Source organism: Salmonella sp. NW38, assembly GCF_051807745.1.
GTDB classification, from domain to species: Bacteria; Pseudomonadota; Gammaproteobacteria; order Enterobacterales; family Enterobacteriaceae; genus Salmonella; species Salmonella enterica.
Genome location: NZ_JAMMTO010000006.1, coordinates 150,227 through 171,340, shown reverse-complemented (window position 1 = coordinate 171,340; position 21,114 = coordinate 150,227). Strand labels below are relative to the sequence as shown.

Sequence of the window (21,114 nt, the reverse complement as noted above, 5' to 3'; positions counted from 1 at the left end):
GTGAGCAATGATTTTTATAATAGGCTCCGCAGAAACACGAAATATTTAGAAACGCAAATTGCGTTCTTTTCACTCCCGCAAGGGATTTCAAACAGTGGCATACATATGAAAAAAACTTTACTCGCAGTCAGCGCAGCGCTGGCGCTCACCTCATCTTTTACTGCTAACGCAGCAGAAAATGATCAGCCGCAGTATTTGTCCGACTGGTGGCACCAGAGCGTAAACGTGGTAGGTAGCTACCATACCCGTTTCTCGCCGAAATTGAACAACGACGTCTATCTGGAATATGAAGCATTTGCCAAAAAAGACTGGTTTGATTTCTACGGCTATATCGATATTCCCAAAACCTTTGATTGGGGTAACGGCAACGATAAAGGTATCTGGTCCGACGGTTCTCCGCTGTTCATGGAAATCGAACCGCGTTTCTCGATTGATAAGCTGACCGGCGCAGACCTGAGCTTCGGCCCGTTTAAAGAGTGGTATTTCGCCAACAACTACATCTACGATATGGGCGATAACAAAGCCAGCCGCCAGAGCACGTGGTATATGGGTCTGGGGACCGATATCGACACCGGCCTGCCGATGGGCCTGTCGCTGAACGTGTATGCGAAATATCAGTGGCAAAACTACGGCGCGTCCAATGAAAACGAATGGGACGGCTACCGTTTCAAAGTGAAATACTTCGTCCCCATCACCGATCTGTGGGGCGGCAAACTGAGCTATATCGGCTTTACCAACTTTGACTGGGGATCTGATTTAGGCGACGATCCGAACCGTACCAGCAACTCCATCGCTTCCAGCCATATCCTGGCGTTGAACTACGATCACTGGCACTACTCGGTCGTTGCGCGTTACTTCCATAACGGCGGACAGTGGCAGAATGGCGCAAAACTGAACTGGGGCGATGGCGATTTCAGCGCGAAATCTACCGGCTGGGGCGGCTACCTGGTCGTGGGTTACAACTTCTAAACCTGCAAAAAAGGCCAGAGGTCGCCCTCTGGCCCGTTTCGGGCGCATGCTGCCATGCGGCGGCGAGTCGCGCCCACTTCACATTACTTCCGGCGATGCCACCAGCCTAAAAACAGACCTGTCGCAATCCCGACCAGCGTTGGTGCCGCCAGATCGTGCCAGATAGTAATGCTCAACTCTGTGAGCGTCATATTGCCGCCTTTGTTGCAATGGCAACGGTTCGCGGCTATCCTCAACTTGTCTAGGGTCAAGTTAGCCCCCGTAATGTTGCCGGTGAATACCGAACAATGTGCGGGGGTTTTCTCTTTCCAGCGACAAGGCCACCGGGGATCAAGCCCCCGCAACATTGCGCCTCACCGGGTTGCCCCGGCTTACCGCTGATTCTACTCTGCTCGCCAGTATCGGCATGAATTAAAAACAAAAAAATCCCAACCTTGCGATCGGGATTCCAGTGACAATGTATGCGTTACAGGACGTTTGGGGCTGGCGACAAACTCCGGGGCTGAAAAAATGTCGGATTGCATCCGACCTACGAAAACCAATAATTCATTTATATTGCGGATTCCGTTGGGTGGAGCGAAGCGTAACCTAACATTCAACAGCACCAACAACTTTGTCAGCAGCCTGCTTATTTCTTTTTGTTCATCATCGCTTTCAGATCGGCAAACGGGTTATAAGTCGCCTCGCCGACATCTTTTTGCGCATCTTCCCCGGCAATGACCGTCGAACCGTACTGATCGGCTTCGGTATATTTAGAATGCTCATGATCGTGGCAGTAGAGGCACAATAGCTCCCAGTTGCTGCCGTCTTCCGGGTTATTGGTGTGGTCATGATCGATATGATGCACCGTCAGCTCACGCAGATTTGAATACACAAACTCACGGGAACAACGTCCGCACACCCACGGAAACAGCTTCAGCGCTTTTTCACGATAGCCGCTTTCCAGGCGCGCGTAGTTTTTTGGGATGATAGCCATGATAGTTCCTCATGCAATCGAGTTTATTCTGGATAATAAAAAGCCGCAGCACCCTGCGATGTTGCGGCTTTTTTCAGTCATGTTAACGCCAGCTTACGGCAGAATGGACGGCTGATCCGCCCCTTCTTTTTCGACTTTCTGCTGCAGCATATGCTCGCGCTTCATACCGAGTTTCAGCGCCAGCGCCGATGCGACATAGATAGAAGATGCCGTACCAATAGAGACACCGATCAGCATCGTCAGCGAGAAGCCTTCCAGTACCGGACCGCCGAAGAGGTACAGCATCAGAATTACCACTAACGTCGTACCGGAGGTAATCAACGTACGGTGTAGCGTCTGGGTCAGCGACACGTTAAAGATTTCGTAAGGCGTCCCGCGACGGATTTTGCGGAAGTTTTCACGAATACGGTCGGAGACCACGATACTGTCGTTCAGCGAGTAACCGATCACCGACATCAATGATGCCACAATGGTCAGGTCAATCTCGATATGGAAAAGCGACAGTATCCCCAGCGTAATGATCACGTCGTGCGCCAGCGCGATGACCACCCCTGCCGCCAGTCGCCACTCAAAGCGGAAACCGACATAAACGAGGATAGAGATCAACGCCACCAGCAGCGCCATAGCGCCGGTTTGCGCCAGATCGGCGCCCACGCTTGGCCCCACGAATTCAATACGCTTCACGGCCGCGTTCTGGTTGGTGGCTTCATTAATGATCGTCACCACTTTGCTACCCAGTACCTGACCGCCGGTTTCACCTTCGGTTGGCGGCATACGCACCATAATGTCATGACTGCTGCCAAAGTTCTGCAACTGCGGCTCTTCATAGCCCGCTTTTTGCAGCGCTTCGCGCATCACATCCATTTCAGCCGGTTTTTCCAGCGTGATTTCAATTACCGTGCCGCCAGTGAAATCCAGCCCCCAGTTAAACCCGCGTACGCCCATAATGACAATGGCCGCGATCAGCAACAGCCCGGAGATGCCGAATGCCCAGAAGTCCCAGCGCATAAAGTCATAGACTTTACGGCCGTGGTTTAGTTGTTCAACAGTGTATTCCTGTGCCACATCGCACTCCTCAGATTGACAGCTTAGTGACGCGCTTGCCGCCATATAGCAGGTTTACGATAGCACGCGTACCGATAATCGCGGTAAACATCGACGTCGCCACACCGATACCGGTCGTAATCGCGAACCCTTTAATTGCCCCGGTACCAACGGCATACAGAATGATGACTTTAATCAGCGTCGTGATGTTCGCATCAAAGATGGAACTGAACGCGCCGGCATAGCCTTCGTTTATCGCCTGCTGTACCGTGCGGCCATTACTCAACTCTTCTTTGATACGTTCGTTAATCAGAACGTTGGCGTCGACCGCCACCGCAAGGGTTAACACGATACCCGCAATCCCCGGCATACTGAGCGTTGCCCCCGGCAACAGCGACATGATACCGACAATCAACACCAGGTTAGCCACTAACGCGCTGGTCGCAATCAGACCAAACTTCTTATAGAAGAAGATCATGAACAGGATGGAGACCACCAGACCGGCCAGACAGGCTTCCAGGCCCTGCTTGATGTTCTGCATACCCAGAGTCGGGCCAATGGTGCGCTCTTCAACGATCTGAATCGGCGCAATCAGGGCGCCCGCACGCAGCAACAACGAGAGCTGACGCGCTTCGTTCGGGTTGCTGATACCGGTAATACGGAAGCTGTTACCCAGCCGAGACTGGATGTTGGCAATGTTAATCACCTCTTCCTGTTTCACCAGTACGGCGCGACCGTTAGCGTCTTTCTTACCGCTGTCTTTATACTCCACAAACAGGGTCGCCATCGGTTTGCCGATATTGTCCTTAGTGAAGTTAGACATGATATTGCCGCCTGCGCTATCCAGCGAGATGTTAACCTGCGGTTGGTTATATTCATCCTGGCTGGACGTCGAGTCGGTGATATGGTCGCCGGTGAGGATCACGCGTTTGTACAATACCACCGGCTGACCTTCGCGGGTCTGTTTCACTTCGGAATCGCCCGGTACGCGCCCGGCAGCAGCGGCGGCCTGGTCAACGTTGGTATTCACCAGACGGAATTCCAGCGTCGCGGTCGCGCCGAGAATTTCTTTCGCGCGAGCGGTATCCTGGATACCCGGCAGCTCAACCACAATACGGTCTGCGCCCTGGCGTTGTACGACAGGCTCCGCGACGCCCAGTTGGTTAACACGGTTACGCAGAATATTAATGTTCTGCTGAACGGCGTATTCACGCGCTTCGCTCAGGCGCGCATCGGTCATTACCGCGCGAAGTTGATTGCCGCTCTGGCTGGAAATCACCAGGTCACGATGACGCGGCGTCAGATAGGCGATCGCCTCATCACGCGCTTTGCTGTCACGGAACGTGATGCTCAGCCCATAATTATTTTCTTTACGAACGGTGGTATAAGGAATGCCTTTTTCACGCAGATCGCTGCGCAGGCTATCGATATTTTGTTCCTGGAGTTTACCTAACGCGGTATCCATATCCACTTCCATCAGGAAGTGAACGCCGCCGCGCAGATCAAGACCGAGCTTCATCGGATCGGCGTGAATAGCCGCCAACCAGCGCGGCGTAGCCGGCGCAAGGTTAAGCGCCACGACATATTTATCCCCCAGCACGCTCATCAGCGCTTCACGGGCGCGTAGCTGGGTATCGGTGGTGTCGAAGCGCGCAAGAATAGCGCCCTCTTCCAGTGCCACAGACTTAGCGGGAATTTTTTCTTCTTGTAACGTTTTCTGGACCTGGATCAGCGTTTGCTCACTGGCGGCGACGCCGCGCACGCCAGTGATTTGAACAGCCGGATCCTCACCATACAGGTTGGGAAGTGCGTAAAGCAGGCCGACGATAATCACGACGACCAGCATGATGTACTTCCACAAAGGATAACGGTTTAACACGGCAGTTCCCTTTGGGAAAACGAAATATTACAGCGCCTTCATGGTGCCTTTCGGCAGAACGGCAGCTACGAAGTCACGTTTGATAACCACTTCCGTGGTGTCATTCAGCGCGATGGCAATGTAGCCGGCTTCCGCTACTTTGGTCACTCGACCGACCAGACCGCCATTCGTCAGAACTTCATCACCTTTCGCAATGGAGTCCATCAGCTTTTTGTGCTCTTTGGTGCGCTTCTGCTGCGGGCGCAGGATCATGAAATAGAAAATCAGACCAAACACCACCAGCATTAAAATCAGAGACATCGGGCTGCCCTGCGCCGGAGCACCTGTTGCCGCTACCGCATCAGAAATAAAAAAGCTCATTCAAATTCCCTCATTATTAAAATTAATCAACGTTCAAAGGTGGAACGGGTCGCCCCTGACGTTGGTAAAACTCGGTTACGAAGCTCTCTAATTTACCCTCTTCAATAGCCTTGCGTAAACCCGCCATCAAACGCTGGTAGTAACGCAAGTTATGAATGGTATTGAGACGCGCACCTAATATTTCGTTGCAACGGTCGAGATGATGCAAGTAAGCGCGTGAATAATTGCGACAGGTGTAGCAATCGCACTCGGCGTCAAGCGGGCTGGTGTCGCTCTTATGCTTTGCATTACGAATCTTCACCACGCCGTCGGTCACAAACAGATGACCATTACGGGCATTTCGCGTTGGCATGACACAGTCAAACATATCAATACCGCGACGCACCCCTTCCACCAGATCTTCCGGTTTACCCACGCCCATCAGGTAACGCGGTTTGTCAGCCGGAATCTGCGGGCAAACGTGCTCCAGAATGCGGTGCATATCTGCTTTCGGCTCACCGACAGCCAAACCGCCGACAGCGTAGCCATCAAAGCCAATCTCTACCAGACCTTTCACCGAGATATCGCGTAAATCTTCGTAAACGCTGCCCTGAATGATGCCAAAAAGCGCATTCTTATTGCCAAGGCTATCAAAACGGTCGCGGCTACGCTTCGCCCAACGCAACGACATCTCCATCGAGCGTTTAGCATAGTCCCAGTCTGCCGGATACGGCGTACATTCATCAAAGATCATCACGATATCGGAACCGAGATCGTACTGGATCTCCATCGACTTTTCCGGATCGAGGAAAATCGGATCGCCGTTGATCGGGTTACGGAAGTGCACACCTTGCTCGGTAATCTTACGAATATCGCCGAGGCTGAAAACTTGGAAGCCGCCGGAATCGGTGAGAATCGGCCCTTTCCACTGCATAAAATCGTGCAGATCGCCATGCAGCTTCATGATTTCCTGACCCGGGCGCAGCCACAGGTGGAAAGTGTTGCCGAGAATAATCTGCGCGCCGGTCGCTTCCACTTCTTCCGGCGTCATGCCTTTCACGGTACCGTAAGTACCCACAGGCATAAAAGCAGGCGTTTCCACTACGCCACGATCAAACACCAGACGACCGCGACGCGCGCGACCATCGGTGGTATCTAACTCAAATTTCATTATCACTCCTGCGTCAGAAAAACAGTCCGACGTTTAACGACTCGCTACGGAATGATTCCATAGCTAATAAATTCCCGAAGGCGTCATCGGCGCAGCCAGTTTGGGGTCGGCCAGCGCACAGCCACCGGAGCGTACACGCAGTACGTGAGGATGGCGAGCACTGCCCGGCGTCAAAATGGCATTCTTACGGACGCTCAGAAATAGCCTGCGGATTGTACGTGATAAACATCGCGTCCCCGTAGCTAAAAAAGCGATATTTTTGTTCTACCGCAGTCTTATAGGCATTCATGGTGTGTTGATAACCGGCAAATGCGGAAACCAGCATAATCAACGTCGATTCCGGCAGATGGAAGTTGGTGATCAGCGCATCAATCACTTTGTATTGATAACCTGGATAAATAAAGATTTGCGTATCGCCGAAGAATGGCTCTATCAAATCGCTTTTTGCCGCCTGCGCCGCGCTCTCCAGTGAGCGTACCGAGGTGGTGCCGACGGCGATAACCCGGTTGCCGCGCGCTTTCGCCGCCAGCACCGCGTCAACCACCTCTTGCGGCACCTCCGCATATTCGGAGTGCATGATGTGATCTTCAATGGTATCGACACGCACCGGCTGGAAAGTGCCCGCGCCTACGTGTAGCGTAACAAACGCCATTTCGATACCTTTCTCACGAAGCGCCGCCAGCAGCGGCTCATCAAAGTGCAGCCCTGCGGTCGGCGCGGCGACGGCGCCCGGTTTTTCACTGTAGACCGTCTGGTACAGTTCGCGGTCGGCGTCTTCGTCCGGACGGTCGATGTACGGCGGCAACGGCATATGGCCGATGGCGTTGAGAATATCCAGCACCGGACGCGGGTCATTAAACTCAACTTCAAACAGAGCGCCATGACGCGCAGTCATGGTCGCGTGAATACTTTCGTCGTCGCCCAGTAGCAGTTCCGTGCCCGGTTTTGGCGCTTTAGAAGCGCGAATATGCGCCAGGATGCGTTTATCATCGAGCATACGTTCGACCAGCACTTCTATCTTGCCGCAGCTGGCTTTACGGCCAAACAGCCGCGCCGGGATCACGCGGGTATTATTGAAGACCAGCAAATCGCCAGGGTTGAGCTTATCGAGCAGATCGGTGAAAGTACCGTGCGTCAGCGCGCCCGTCGGCCCCTCTAATGACAGCAAACGGCAGCGACTGCGTTCCGGCTGTGGGTAGTGGGCAATCAGGGATTCGGGTAGTTCAAAGGAAAAATCGGTAACGCGCATGACTCTGACTCAGACTAAAATAAGAGGCGGGTAGTCTAGTGCCGGGGCGTTCCCGCTGCAACCGTTACCCGCTTTTTGGACAGAGAATCAATAATGAATTTTCTTGCTCACCTGCATCTGGCGCACCTTGCCGACAGCTCGCTTTCCGGTAATCTGCTGGCCGATTTTGTCCGCGGTAACCCGGCAACGCATTATCCTCCTGACGTCGTAGAGGGTATTTATATGCATCGGCGTATTGACGTCATGACCGACAACCTGCCGGAAGTTCGTGAGGCGCGAGAGTGGTTCCGCCATGAAACGCGGCGCGTGGCGCCCATTACGCTGGACGTCATGTGGGATCATTTTTTATCGCGCCACTGGACGCAAATCTCTCCCGATTTTCCACTTCAGGCGTTTGTCGGCTACGCCCATGCGCAGGTCGCGACGATTTTGCCCGACTCCCCTCCGCGCTTTGTCAACCTGAATGATTATCTTTGGTCAGAAAAATGGTTAGAGCGGTATCGCGATATGGATTTCATTCAAAACGTGCTGAATGGCATGGCGAATCGCCGTCCCCGGCTGGATGCCTTGCGTGATTCCTGGTACGATCTGGACGCGCACTACGACGCGTTAGAAGAGCGCTTCTGGCATTTTTATCCGCGTATGATGGCACAGGCCGCCCGCAAAGCGCTGTGACGGCCTGATAGCGAGGGCGTGCGTCAGATCCGCCGTTGGCAGAAAGATCGTTCGCTGTCATAAAGGGGTCATCATTACGATTTATAATGACCCGATCGATAGGCAAAAGCTGTCTCATTGATTGTCAAGACCGCATTGTTTTGTCGCTTCGCCCTCCCTATACTGCCCGCGTTGCGTTCTAAAACCCTTAATATTGCAGGAGAATTATTATGGTACTGGTTACTCGTCAGGCCCCGGATTTCACCGCTGCGGCGGTACTGGGTAGCGGTGAGATTGTTGATAAATTCAACTTCAAACAGCACACCAATGGTAAAACGACCGTTCTGTTCTTCTGGCCGATGGACTTCACTTTTGTTTGCCCGTCTGAGCTGATCGCCTTTGATAAACGTTATGAAGAATTCCAGAAGCGCGGCGTTGAAGTAGTCGGCGTTTCTTTCGACTCTGAGTTTGTCCACAACGCATGGCGTAACACCCCTGTCGATAAAGGCGGCATTGGCCCGGTGAAATACGCAATGGTTGCTGACGTGAAGCGTGAAATTCAGAAAGCTTACGGTATCGAACATCCGGACGAAGGCGTTGCGCTGCGCGGCTCTTTCCTGATTGACGCTAACGGTATTGTTCGCCACCAGGTCGTAAACGATCTGCCGCTGGGTCGTAACATCGACGAAATGCTGCGTATGGTCGACGCGCTGCAGTTCCACGAAGAGCACGGCGATGTCTGCCCGGCGCAGTGGGAAAAAGGCAAAGAAGGCATGAACGCCTCTCCGGACGGCGTGGCTAAATACCTGGCTGAGAACATTTCCAGCCTGTAAGTCAGTGCATTGATAAAAGGCTCGCGAATGCGAGCCTTTTTTATGCGTGAGGTGTTACGAATCACCTCGCCTCAACGATTCATCCATACCGTCGCGGAAATCGCGGGTAAACTAAGTCTTCCCTTGCGGATGTCACCGCTCCCCGTTTTACATTGCCATCCGGCCACGTTCAGCAACGGCAACGCTTCCAGCACTACTTCACAGGCCTCGCCCCGGTTAATCGCCACCAGCGCCCGCTGCTGCTGATAAACCCGCACGAATACCACTACGTCACCTTCGGCATACAGCGCCTGGCATCCGCCACGACGCAACGCCAGACTGCGCTGACGCAGTTTCGCCATACGCTGGTACAGCGCCAGCAGGTTGCTGTCCTGCTTGCGTTCATCCCACGGGAACGGTTTGCGGCACATGGGGTCATTTGCGCCGTCCACGCCGACTTCATCGCCGTAATAAATACATGGCACGCCGGGCCAGGTAAACAGCCAGACCACCGCCAGCGGCAGGCGCGCCGCGTCTTTACCCAGCAGGGTTTTAAAGCGCGCAGTATCATGGCTGTCGAGTTGATTAAACATACGCAGTTGTTGCTGATGTGACAGCCCGGCGCGGTAGTTATCCATCCACGCGATACAGGTCCGGGCATCGATATGCTGTGGTTCGTAAGCGATATCAGTATTGGCGAGAAATCCCCACAGCGGGAAGGTGAAGCCGCGATAATTCATGGCGGCATCTTCCGCATCGGCCTGTAGCCACTGCCGCGCATCGCCGAAATGTTCCCCCACAATATAGGCTTCAGGCTGCGCCTCTTTTGCCGCCCGGGTAATGCCGGCAACGTGCTGCAAATTATGGCGCGCCCCGCCCGCCTCGCCCAGCATATGTACGACATCCAGCCGCCAGCCGTCCATATTCCACGGAGCCTTTAGCCAGTGACGAACGATACTGTCCTCACCGCGATAGATCTCATCCACCAGCGTTTCTGATTGATAATCGAGTTTCGGCAGGCTCGGATAACCCAGCCAGTCCAGCGCCACGCCTTGTGGTGAAAAGGAGTACCAGTCGCGCCACGGCGAGTCCGGGTGATGGCACGCGCCGCCAGTGCTGCGGTTATGCCTGTCAAACCACGCATGCGAGTCGCCGCTATGATTAAACACGCCATCCAGCACCAGCCTCATGCCCTGCGCCTGGGTTTCACGCCGCAGGCGTAGCAGCGCCCGATCGCCGCCAAATTGCGGATCGACATGGCGATAATCTTCCGTGTCGTACTTATGGACGCTCGGCGCGGTAAATACCGGATTCAGATATAGCGCTGTGACGCCCAGTTTTTTCAGATACGGCAGCTTCTCACAAATGCCATTCAGACAGCCGCCGTAAAAGGTGGAACCGCCCGCCTGGGGGGTGAGCGGTTCATCCCACCCTTTACGCACGATGTCGTGACCGGCAGCATGGTGGTAATACACCCGGTCCTGATCGGCTTCACGCGTCGCGCTGCGGGCAAAACGATCCGGGAAGATCTGATAAAAAATTTGATCGGCGATCCACTGCGGCCCGCTATCCGGCACATCAACGGCAAATTGCTCCAAACGCGCAGGCGGAAAACAGCTAAATCCCTGTGGCGTAAACCAAAGCTGGCGATCATGCCAAAGCAATTTAAAGCTGTAACGGCGACGGGGTTGCCCTAACGCGATATTGAGCGTCGCTCGCCACGCCGTCACGCCCGGCTGCGGCTGGCGGCGCTGTTTGCGCATCGCCAGTGAGATTTCTTCATTATCGAATTCTGAGCGCAACGTCACGCGAGACGGCGGATTTTCTCCGCTCAGCCACAGCGTAATGGTTAATTTGTCGTTATGTTGCTTCACAAATGGGGCAACCGGTAAGTGCCAGGCATTCAACATCTCGTATCCCCTCTACTGAAAATGGGGCCACCTTGCCATAGAGATTTAAAGGATAACTCATCATCCAGGGGTTTATTAGGGGAGGAGACTCCAGGAGGAGAAGCGGCTCCGCTTATCCGGCCTACTGTTGCCTGCAGACCGGATAAGGCAGAGAAAAACGACTACGCCTGCTCCAATTGACGGTCGCGACGGCGTTTAAACATCCAGCCAATCAACAGCAGAACTATCCAGGCGAAGCCCACATACAGTGAGATGCGGGTATCCGGATGGTAGCCGATAAGCGCAATAATGAAGACCAGGAAAATCAGCCCAGCTATCGTCGTTACGACACCGCCCGGCACCTTAAATTTCAGCGCTTTTACCTCTTCCGGCGGTAAACGACGACGGAAGGCGATTTGCGACAGCAGGATCATAATCCATACCCATACCGTCGCAAACGTCGCCAGCGAAGCAATCACCAGGAAGACGTTTTCCGGCATGATGTAGTTCAGATAAACCGCAAACAGCAGCGCAATCGTCATCACCAGCACAGTGACCCACGGAATACCACGGCGTGACGTTTTAGCAAAGACTTTCGGCGCGCTCCCCTGCTCCGCCATACCATGCAGCATACGCCCTACGCCAAACACATCGGAGTTGATAGCGGAAAGCGAGGCGGTCAATACCACAAAGTTCAGAATGCTGGCAGCAAAGGTAATCCCCATATGCTGGAACGTCAGCACAAATGGGCTGCCGTTTGTGCCGACCTGATTCCACGGATAGATAGACATAATGACGAACAGCGTGCCGACATAAAATACCAGGATACGCATCGGTACTGAGTTAATGGCGCGCGGAATGGATTTCTCCGGGTCTTTCGCTTCCCCGGCGGTGATACCGATAATCTCAATCCCGCCGTAAGCGAACATCACCATTTGCAGCGACATGATCATTCCCAGCCAGCCATTGCTGAAGAAGCCGCCGTTGCTCCACAGGTTATGAATGCCGGTGGGCTGCCCGCCGTTGCCAATTCCCCACACAATAATGCCGATACCCGCGACAATCATGATAATAATGGTGGCGACTTTGAAGAAGGAGAACCAAAACTCCAGCTCGCCGAACACCTTGACGCTCATCAGGTTGATGGCGCAAATGATCAGCACCACGCTAAGCACCCAAATCCAGTGCGGCACGGCGGGGAACCAGACTCCCATGTAAATGCCGAACGCGGTCACGTCGGCAATGGCGACGATCAGGATCTCAAAACAGTAGGTCCAGCCGGTAATATAGCCCGCAAGCGGGCCGAGGTTTTCCTGCGCATAGCGCGAAAATGAGCTGGCGGCAGGGTTGTGAACGGACATTTCCCCCAATGCGCGCATAATGATATATGCCGCGACCCCGCCAATAATATAGGCCAACAGCACGCTCGGCCCCGCCATTTTGATGGCGTCCGCCGAGCCGTAAAACAGGCCGGTGCCGATTGCCGAACCTAATGCCATAAAGCGAATGTGCCGGGTGCTCAGCCCACGCTTTAGCTTATTATTGCTTTCCATCAATTTCTGACCTATCAACACAATAAAAAACCACGGGGCGTTAAGCCCCGTGGTGTACACATATGTCAGCGATTTTAGTGAGCGCTGGAGGTCACCTGCCGACCCGCCGCGCGATCCCAGATAATCGCCAGGATCACCATCACCACCGTTGGCATCAACCACGCCAGTCCCTGTTCCGCCAGCGGCAAACGCTGACTCCAGGCTGGCAGCATATCGCCAAAGGCAGATGCTTTGATGCCGTCAAGGATACCAAAAAGCAGACTGATAAACATGGCCGGCGCGATGATGCGGGTGGAATTATGCCACCATGAGCGGGTAAAACTTAATACAACCAGTGCGATACACGGCGGATAGATAGCCGTCAGCACCGGAATGGAGATTTGAATCAGATGGCTCAGTCCAAGGTTTGACACCACCATAGAGAAGCCGCCGAGAATAAAGACCAGCGTACGGTAAGACAGCGGAATATACTGCGCGAAAAACTCAGCGCAGGCGCAGGTCAGCCCCACCGCCGTCACCAGACACGCGATAAAGATCAGCGCCGCCAGCAGGAAGCTTCCCGCGCCGCCAAAGGTATGCTGAACGTAGGCATGAAGAATCGCCGCGCCGTTCGCTGACTGATCGACCAGCGTCGCGCTGTCAGAACCTAAGCGGAACAAGGCAAGGTAAAGCAGCGTCAGCCCCACGCCCGCCATCAGGCCGGCCCAGACCGTGTAACGCGTCAACAGGCGCGCTTCGGTCACGCCGCGAGAACGCGCCGCGTTCACAATAACGATACCAAACACCATCGCGCCCAGCGTATCCATCGTCAGATAGCCGTTCACAAATCCGTTAGAAAAGGCCGCATTCTGATAAGCGTCCAGGGCGTTGCTGATTGGGCCGGCAGGCCAAACGATAGCCGCGACGGACAGGATGACCAGCGCAATAATTTTCAACGGCGCCAGGAAATTCCCTACCGTATCCAGCAGTTTACCCGGATAGAGGGAAACCAGAATAACGATAGCGAAATAGACCACGCTGTAAATCAGCAACGGCATTGCAGAATCGCCGGTCAACGGAGCGATACCGACCTCAAACGACACCGTCGCAGTACGCGGCGTCGCAAATAACGGCCCGACGGCCAGATAGCAAACGGTCGCCAGCAGGAGTCCCGCCACTTTACCAATCGGCGTACTGAGGCTGTCTACCCCGCCGCCGACTTTCGCCAGCGCCACAACAGTAAGAACCGGTAGCCCCACGGCGGTAATCAGAAAGCCAATAGCGGCTGTCCAGACGTGTTCACCCGCCTGCAAACCGACCATAGGAGGAAAGATAATATTGCCTGCGCCAACGAACAGCGCAAATGTCATAAAGCCCAGGGCGATGATATCGCGCGATTTTAACTGATGGGTCATAAAGTCTTACTGCCTGTGGATGGTGATGTTGTAAACATTAAAATTTTTGCCTTTCCCGGAGGATTATAAAGCGGCGTTTTTTATCAATTTCAGCGGGAAAAGCTCCCGGACCGATGCGGCGAAGAATTGTTTTTCGATTTACCGCGCAAATGCAGTCGTAATGACAGCACCTGAAGCGCAATTTAAACGCTTATAACGTTTTAAAGCAAGGTGGGATCTAAAAACCAGATGAATATAGCGATATGAAATTTACAACCAGAATAAAACACCATTCTCATGAAAAAGTTATGGCTAATCATGCGAACAAAAAATCACCAAACGTTGAATGTTTCAACGAGCCCGTCTTAACTGCAAAGAAAATAAGCCAGCATCCGCTGGCTTATGGAAAGTTATACTTACGAAAGGCAATTAATCGCTATTTTTGGCAATTAAACGTTCCGGCAGCACAAAGCTAAATCGCGTTCCTTTGCCAGGCGAACTGTCGATTTCAAGGCGGCTTTCATGGTGATTCAACGCATGTTTCACAATCGCCAATCCCAGGCCGCTGCCGCCCGTTTGCCGCGAACGCGCTTTATCGACGCGGTAGAAGCGTTCGGTCAGACGAGGAATATGCTCGGCAGCAATCCCCGGACCGTTATCTTGAATGCAAAATTCAGCGCCATGCGCGGCACGTCGCCAGCTCACCGTAATATGCGTTCCCGCCGGCGTATGGTTTACTGCGTTATACACCAGGTTTGAGATCGCGCTACGTAGCTGCTCTTCATTGCCCAGAACGCTAAGACTATCGTCGACCTCAAACGTAAAGGTATGTTTCTGCTGGCTGAGCGTCTGCGCTTCACGCTCCACGACCCGCAGCATCATCGGTACATCCACTTTTTCATTTAATAACAGCGCCGGGGCCGCCTCAATTTTAGACAGCGTAAGCAGTTGTTTTACCAGCCCTTCCATACGATACGTTTGCTCGCGCATCGTATGCAGCGCTTTCTCTCGCGTCGCCCCCTCCAGCGCCTGTTCCTGCATCATTTCCAGATAGCCTTGCAATACCGTCAAGGGCGTACGCAACTCATGGCTAACGTTGGCGAAAAAGTTACGTCTGGCGCCTTCAAGCTGATGCATTTGCGTCACATCGCGCGCCACCATCAGGAGTTGTTTATCGGTATAAGGCATGACGCGGATCTCCAGATGCCGCCCGGTATTGAGCACCAAATGAAGCGGACGGGTGAAATCACGCGTTTTTAAATACTGGGTAAACTCCGGATAACGCAGTAGATTGAGAATATTCTGCCCGTTGTCATCCGGCCAGCGTAGCCCCAGTATCTGTTGCGCCAAACCGTTACACCAAAAAATGCCGCCCTCTTCTGTGGTCAGTACCACGGCATCAGGCAGCGACTCCGCGCCGCTGCGAAAACGTTTAATCAGGTTCCCCAGCTCGCGACGACGCTTCTTATTTCGCAACTGCATCTGGTGTAAACCGTATAATAGCGGTTCCCAACTTCCCCGTCCCGGCGGCGGCGTCATACTTCTGTCGACCCAAAGCCACCAGGAGAGGCGTAATAAATTCCAGAAATGCCAGACAAGCAGTCCCGTCACCGCCGCCAGTAAAAACCACGGCAGATAACCAAAAAAAGCGCTAAGGATAAGCGCGGGGATGCAACAGAGCACCAGCTCCAGCACCAGCCTTTTCCATGACAGCCGTTCCAGCACGCGTCATACTCCCTCAAGAATGGAAAGCCTTCTCCGCCAGAAACCTGTGTTCTACTGGCGGAAAAGGCATTAAAAGCGGGTCGAAAAACGATACCCTGTCCCGCGTACCGTTTGCACCATCCGGTCGTGGCCGCTGTGCTCCAGCGCCTTACGCAAACGGCGAATATGCACGTCGACCGTCCGGTCTTCAACGTACACATTGGTGCCCCAGACATGATTGAGTAGCTGCTCGCGACTGTAAACCCGTTCCGGGTGCGTCATAAAGAAATGGAGTAATTTAAATTCGGTCGGCCCCATATCCAGCGGGCTGTCGCCGGTCATCACGCGGTGAGAGCCGGGATCAAGGCTCAGTCCCTGCATCTCGATCACCTCTTCGACCGCCATCGGCGAGATGCGCCGCATAACGGCTTTAATGCGCGCCACCAACTCCTTGGGGGAAAACGGCTTGGTAATGTAATCGTCAGCGCCGGTTTCCAGTCCGCGCACGCGATCTTCTTCCTCACCTCTTGCGGTCAGCATAACCACGGGAATATCCCGGGTCATGGCTTCACGTTTGAGATGTTTAATAAACTGTAACCCTGACCCGCCGGGCAACATCCAGTCAAGAAGGATGAGATCCGGCCAGGGTTCATTAAGTTTATTCACCGCACTGTCATAATCTTCGGCTTCTACGGGCTGAAAGCCATTTTGTTCGAGCACGAAGCACACCATTTCACGGATCGGCGCCTCATCTTCTACGACCAGAATACGTCTCGCCATAATTTGCCCTGTTAGTCGTTAGTTATCAATGCCGCGCCATTATGCGTCAGATTTATGACAGATTTATGAAAAAAAAAGGCGGCATTGACAGCATGTTGATGATTTATGACACCGGTGAAACCGTGCATTACCGTGTACCGGCGGTAAATTGCGCCCAAAAATGGAGGGGATGACGTGTATAATCCCGTTCACGCTTTTTTTGCATGGAACAATTATGCGCATCCTCCACACCTCTGACTGGCATCTGGGACAAAATTTCTATAGTAAAAGCCGCGCCGCGGAGCATCAGGCTTTTCTGGACTGGCTGCTGGAGATCGCGCAGGCCCATCAGGTGGATGCCATTATTGTCGCTGGCGATATTTTTGATACCGGTTCGCCGCCAAGCTATGCCCGAGAACTTTATAACCGTTTCGTCGTTAATTTACAGCAAACGGGCTGTCATCTGGTGGTGCTGGCCGGTAATCATGATTCCGTCGCCACACTAAACGAGTCACGCGACATTCTGGCGTTTCTCAATACAACCGTGATCGCCAGCGCGGGCTATGCGCCGCAGCTACTTCATCGTCGCGACGGTTCTCCAGGCGCCGTACTGTGCCCCATTCCCTTTTTGCGCCCGCGCGACATTCTTACCAGTCAGGCGGGATTATCCGGCAGCGAGAAACAGCAGCAACTTCTTCATGCGATTGCCGATTATTATCAACAGCAATATCGGGAAGCGTGCCAGCTACGCGGCGAACGAAAGCTGCCGGTTATCGCGACGGGGCATTTAACCACCGTCGGCGCCAGCAAAAGCGATGCGGTTCGCGACATTTATATCGGTACGCTGGATGCCTTTCCGGCGCAGCATTTCCCCCCAGCGGATTATATCGCATTGGGACACATTCACCGCGCGCAATGTGTCGGCGGCACAGAGCATATCCGCTATTGCGGCTCACCCATCGCCCTCAGCTTTGATGAGTGCGGCAAAAGCAAATGCGTGCATCTGGTGACCTTCGAGCAGGGGAAATGGCAAAGTACCGAAAGTCTGGCTGTCCCCGTGACTCAACCGCTGGCGGTTTTAAAAGGCGACCTGGCGTCAATTACCGAACAGCTTGAGCAGTGGCGCGGCGTGGAGCAATCCCCCCCCGTCTGGCTGGATATTGAAATCACCACCGATGATTATCTGCACGATATCCAACGCAGAATACAGACGCTAACGGAGTCGCTACCCGTAGAGGTATTACTGGTGCGCCGTAGCCGCGAACAGCGCGAGCGCTCGCTGGCGAACGAGCGGCGGGAAACATTAAGCGAGCTTAGCGTGGAGGAGGTTTTTGCGCGGCGTCTGGCGCTGGAAGCGTTAGATCCCCCGCAGCGCGAGCGCCTGAATCAGCTCTTTTCCAGCACGCTCTACGCGTTGAATGAGGAGCATGAGGCATGAAAATTCTCAGTTTGCGTCTGAAAAACCTGAACTCGCTGAAAGGTGAATGGAAGGTCGACTTTACCGCCGAACCGTTTGCCAGTAACGGGTTATTCGCCATTACCGGCCCGACCGGCGCGGGAAAAACCACCTTGCTTGACGCCATCTGTCTGGCGCTGTACCACGAAACGCCGCGCCTGAATACGGTATCGCAGTCGCAAAACGATTTGATGACGCGCGATACGGCGGAATGTCTGGCCGAAGTGGAGTTTGAGGTAAAAGGCGAGGCCTGGCGCGCGTTCTGGAGCCAGAACCGAGCCCGAAATCAGCCTGACGGCAATCTCCAGGCCCCACGCGTGGAGCTGGCGCGGTGTTCAGACGGAAAGATCTTTGCCGATAAGGTAAAGGATAAACTGGAGATGATCGCCACGTTGACCGGGCTGGACTACGGGCGCTTCACCCGTTCGATGTTGTTATCACAGGGGCAGTTCGCCGCCTTTCTTAACGCCAAAGCGAAAGAGCGCGCAGAGCTTCTGGAGGAGCTCACCGGCACTGAGATTTACGGGCAGATCTCCGCACAGGTATTTGAAAAACATAAATCAGCCCGTCTCGAACTGGAAAAGCTACAAGCGCAGGCCAGCGGCGTCGCCCTATTGGCGGACGAACAGTTACAGCAACTGGAAGCCAGTTTGCAGGCGCTTACTGACGAAGAGAAACGCCTGCTGGCCAGCCAGCAGGGACAGCAGCAGCACCTTCACTGGCTGACCCGAAAAAACGAACTCCACACTGAATTACACGCCCGGCAGCAGGCGCTGTACGCGGCGCAAGAGGCGCGAGAAAAAGCGCAGCCGCAGCTCGCGGCGCTGACGCTGGCGCAACCTGCTCGCCAGTTGCGCCCGCATTGGGAGCGCATTCAGGAACAAACCCGCGCCGTTGAGCGTGTTCGCCAACACAGTGATGAAGTGAATGCTCGCTTACAAAGTGCGTATCGCCTGCGCCAGCGTATCCGCGCCTGCGCGCATCGACAATTCACCCAACTGAACGCCACAGGGCAGCGGTTGAAGACATGGCTGGCGGAACACGACGGCATCCGCGTCTGGCGCAGCGAACTGGCGGGTTGGCGAGCATTGTTAACACAACAATCCCACGACCGGGCGCAACTGAGCCAATGGCAACAGCAGTTGCTGAGCGATACGCGTCAGCGTGATGCGCTACCGCCGCTCACGCTCGACCTCACGCCACAGGCGCTGGCGGAAGCCAGAGCATTGCATACCCGACAGCGTCCGCTACGCCATCGTCTCGCCGCGCTTCAGGGGCAAATTGTCCCGAAACAAAAGCGTCAGGCGCAGCTACAGGCAGCTATCGCGCGTCATCATCAGGAGCAGGCGCAATACACCCAACGTCTGGCGGATAAGCGCCTGAGTTATAAGACTAAAGCGCAGGAGCTTGCGGACGTTCGCACTATTTGCGAGCAGGAGGCGCGCATCAAAGATCTGGAAAGCCAGCGGGCGCACTTACAGTCCGGCCTGCCGTGTCCGCTTTGCGGCTCGACGACACACCCCGCCATCGCCGCCTATCAGGCGCTGGAGCTGAGCGCGAATCAAACCCGCCGCGACGCGCTGGAAAAAGAGGTCAAAGCACTGGCGGAAGAAGGCGCGGCGCTGCGAGGACAGTTAGATGCCTTAACGCAACAATTACAGCGGGATGAAAGCGAGGCGCAGTCGTTGTTGCAGGAGGAGCAAGCGCTTACTGAGGAATGGCAAACGCTGTGCGCTACGCTGGGCGTTCAGCTCCAGCCGCAAGAAGACCTCGCGGGCTGGTTGACCGCCGCGGAAGAGCATGAGCAACAGTTGGATCAACTCAGCCAGCGTCATGCTCTACAAACGCAAATCGCGGCGCATACTGAACAAGTAGCGCGCTTTACCGCGCAGATTGCGCAGCGTCAGGCCTCGCTGACGGCTGATTTGGCGCAGTATACGCTTTCCCTTCCTGCGCCAGAAAACGAGGCTTCGTGGCTGAATGAGCGCGCCGACGAAGCGAAAATATGGCAACAGCGTCAGACAGAGTTCGCGGATTTGCAAACGCAGATCGACAGGCTTGCCCCGTTGCTGGAGACGCTACCGCAAACGGATACCGCGGATTCCGACGACGACGTGCCGCTGGATAACTGGCGGCAGGCGCATGATGAGTGCGTGTCATTACAAAGCCAGTTGCAAACCCTGCAGGAACAGACGACGCAGGAACAGCAGCGCGCCGCCGAGGCGATAGCGCACTTTGATGCGGCGTTAAAAAATAGCCCGTTTGACAGCCAGGCAACGTTCCTGGCGGCGTTGTTGGATGAAGAGACCGTGACCCGTCTGGAAAAACAACAACAAACGCTGGAAAGTCAGCTACAACAAGCGAAGGCGTTAAGCGCGCAGTCCGCGCAGGCGCTGGCTGACCATCAGCAACAGCCGCCCGCCGGTCTGGACCCAACGTGTACGGCAGAGCAGCTCGCGCAGCGGCTGGCGCAGTTGGCGCAACAACTGCGCGAGAACACGACACGCCAGGGGGAAATCCGCCAGCAAATTAAACAGGATGCAGATAATCGGCAGCGCCAACGCGCGCTGATGGCGGAAATGAAGCAAGCCTCTCAGCAAGTGGAAGACTGGGGCTATCTCAATGCGCTGATCGGCTCTAAAGAAGGTGATAAGTTCCGCAAATTCGCCCAGGGACTGACGCTGGATAATCTGGTCTGGCTGGCGAATCATCAGCTCACCCGCCTGCATGGCCGTTATTTATTGCAGCGCAAAGCCAGCGACGCGCTGGAACTGGAGGTTGTCGATACCTGGCAGGCCGACGCCGTGCGCGATACGCGAACGTTATCAGGCGGCGAAAGCTTCCTGGTCAGCCTGGCGCTGGCGCTGGCGTTATCAGATTTGGTCAGCCATAAAACGCGCATTGATTCTTTGTTCCTCGACGAAGGCTTCGGCACGCTTGATAGCGAAACGCTGGACGCCGCGCTGGATGCGCTCGACGCGCTGAATGCCAGCGGGAAGACCATCGGTGTGATTAGCCACGTGGAAGCCATGAAAGAACGTATCCCCGTGCAGATAAAAGTGAAAAAAATCAATGGGCTTGGTTATAGCAAACTGGACAAAGCGTTTGCCGTGGAGTAACACGAGTGTCATCCTGCGCACAGCATACCGTCATGACATAGCATAATAATGAATACACAAAGACGGATAAGGAATGGTATTACCTCGCGCTTATCCGCAAGCTATACGTTGATTGGCTGTGACAATTCACAGCCACAGCGCGCAACATGCGCCTTTATTTTCGGCAGG

Annotated in this window: 17 protein-coding genes; 5 read left to right on the top strand and 12 right to left on the bottom strand. The window is 54.4% G+C overall.

What is annotated here, in order from left to right; all coding sequences use genetic code 11:
• Positions 1-105 precede the first annotated feature (105 nt).
• The gene (locus NA624_RS12605) at positions 106-969 is read left to right on the top strand and encodes a nucleoside-specific channel-forming protein Tsx (protein WP_000752021.1); all 864 of its coding nucleotides are present in this window, start codon (positions 106-108) and stop codon (positions 967-969) included.
• Between the two features lie 83 nt (positions 970-1,052).
• Here the strand turns inward: NA624_RS12605 and NA624_RS12600 are convergent, their stop codons facing one another.
• The 7 genes from NA624_RS12600 to queA all read right to left on the bottom strand — a co-directional run bounded on the left by NA624_RS12600 (position 1,053) and on the right by queA (position 7,627).
• The gene (locus NA624_RS12600) at positions 1,053-1,160 is read right to left on the bottom strand and encodes a type I toxin-antitoxin system toxin Ldr family protein (RefSeq protein WP_000176312.1); all 108 of its coding nucleotides are present in this window, start codon (positions 1,158-1,160) and stop codon (positions 1,053-1,055) included.
• 437 nt (positions 1,161-1,597) lie between these two features.
• On the bottom strand, positions 1,598-1,945 hold the full coding sequence (gene yajD / locus NA624_RS12595; RefSeq protein ID WP_000974818.1) for an HNH nuclease YajD: 348 nt from the start codon (positions 1,943-1,945) through the stop codon (positions 1,598-1,600).
• A 93-nt stretch (positions 1,946-2,038) separates the two neighbouring features.
• Entirely contained in the window at positions 2,039-3,010 is a 972-nt protein-coding gene (secF, locus tag NA624_RS12590) for a protein translocase subunit SecF (protein ID WP_000046629.1), read from the bottom strand.
• 10 nt (positions 3,011-3,020) lie between these two features.
• Complete coding sequence (secD, locus tag NA624_RS12585) at positions 3,021-4,868, bottom strand: protein translocase subunit SecD (RefSeq protein ID WP_000934811.1); 1,848 nt, start codon at positions 4,866-4,868, stop codon at positions 3,021-3,023.
• A 27-nt stretch (positions 4,869-4,895) separates the two neighbouring features.
• On the bottom strand, positions 4,896-5,228 hold the full coding sequence (gene yajC / locus NA624_RS12580; protein WP_000007628.1) for a preprotein translocase subunit YajC: 333 nt from the start codon (positions 5,226-5,228) through the stop codon (positions 4,896-4,898).
• A gap of 22 nt (positions 5,229-5,250) precedes the next feature.
• A complete protein-coding gene (gene tgt, locus NA624_RS12575) occupies positions 5,251-6,378 on the bottom strand; it encodes a tRNA guanosine(34) transglycosylase Tgt (protein WP_000667305.1) in 1,128 nt (375 codons plus the stop codon).
• A 184-nt stretch (positions 6,379-6,562) separates the two neighbouring features.
• Positions 6,563-7,627 carry a tRNA preQ1(34) S-adenosylmethionine ribosyltransferase-isomerase QueA gene (gene queA, locus NA624_RS12570; RefSeq protein ID WP_439040268.1) on the bottom strand — a complete coding sequence of 355 codons (1,065 nt, stop codon included), beginning with the start codon at positions 7,625-7,627 and terminating at the stop codon, positions 6,563-6,565.
• A 93-nt stretch (positions 7,628-7,720) separates the two neighbouring features.
• Between queA and acpH the strand changes: the two genes are divergently transcribed.
• The gene (gene acpH / locus NA624_RS12565) at positions 7,721-8,302 is read left to right on the top strand and encodes an ACP phosphodiesterase (RefSeq protein WP_001009858.1); all 582 of its coding nucleotides are present in this window, start codon (positions 7,721-7,723) and stop codon (positions 8,300-8,302) included.
• Between the two features lie 209 nt (positions 8,303-8,511).
• Entirely contained in the window at positions 8,512-9,114 is a 603-nt protein-coding gene (locus NA624_RS12560) for a peroxiredoxin (RefSeq protein ID WP_000244731.1), read from the top strand.
• Between the two features lie 71 nt (positions 9,115-9,185).
• Here NA624_RS12560 and malZ read toward each other — a convergent pair whose 3' ends face one another.
• The 5 genes from malZ to phoB form a co-directional block, all read right to left on the bottom strand.
• Complete coding sequence (gene malZ, locus NA624_RS12555; RefSeq protein ID WP_000930713.1) at positions 9,186-11,003, bottom strand: maltodextrin glucosidase; 1,818 nt, start codon at positions 11,001-11,003, stop codon at positions 9,186-9,188.
• Between the two features lie 161 nt (positions 11,004-11,164).
• Positions 11,165-12,535, bottom strand: coding sequence for a proline-specific permease ProY (proY, locus tag NA624_RS12550; RefSeq protein WP_000445557.1), 1,371 nt, complete (start codon positions 12,533-12,535; stop codon positions 11,165-11,167).
• Positions 12,536-12,609: 74 nt separating this feature from the next.
• Complete coding sequence (gene brnQ, locus NA624_RS12545; RefSeq protein ID WP_000149625.1) at positions 12,610-13,929, bottom strand: branched-chain amino acid transporter carrier protein BrnQ; 1,320 nt, start codon at positions 13,927-13,929, stop codon at positions 12,610-12,612.
• A 408-nt stretch (positions 13,930-14,337) separates the two neighbouring features.
• On the bottom strand, positions 14,338-15,633 hold the full coding sequence (gene phoR / locus NA624_RS12540; RefSeq protein ID WP_000893642.1) for a phosphate regulon sensor histidine kinase PhoR: 1,296 nt from the start codon (positions 15,631-15,633) through the stop codon (positions 14,338-14,340).
• Positions 15,634-15,702: 69 nt separating this feature from the next.
• Positions 15,703-16,392, bottom strand: a complete 690-nt coding sequence (phoB, locus tag NA624_RS12535; RefSeq protein WP_000113921.1) for a phosphate response regulator transcription factor PhoB — start codon at positions 16,390-16,392, stop codon at positions 15,703-15,705.
• A 214-nt stretch (positions 16,393-16,606) separates the two neighbouring features.
• Here phoB and sbcD point away from each other — a divergent pair, with 214 nt between their 5' ends.
• Together sbcD and sbcC are read left to right on the top strand one after the other, a co-directional pair.
• The gene (sbcD, locus tag NA624_RS12530; RefSeq protein ID WP_001221242.1) at positions 16,607-17,809 is read left to right on the top strand and encodes an exonuclease subunit SbcD; all 1,203 of its coding nucleotides are present in this window, start codon (positions 16,607-16,609) and stop codon (positions 17,807-17,809) included.
• Positions 17,806-20,946: an exonuclease subunit SbcC gene (gene sbcC, locus NA624_RS12525; protein WP_001543188.1), complete on the top strand. Its 3,141-nt coding sequence runs from the start codon at positions 17,806-17,808 to the stop codon at positions 20,944-20,946. Before sbcD ends, sbcC begins: the two co-directional genes overlap by 4 nt.
• The last annotated feature ends 168 nt before the right edge of the window (positions 20,947-21,114 follow it).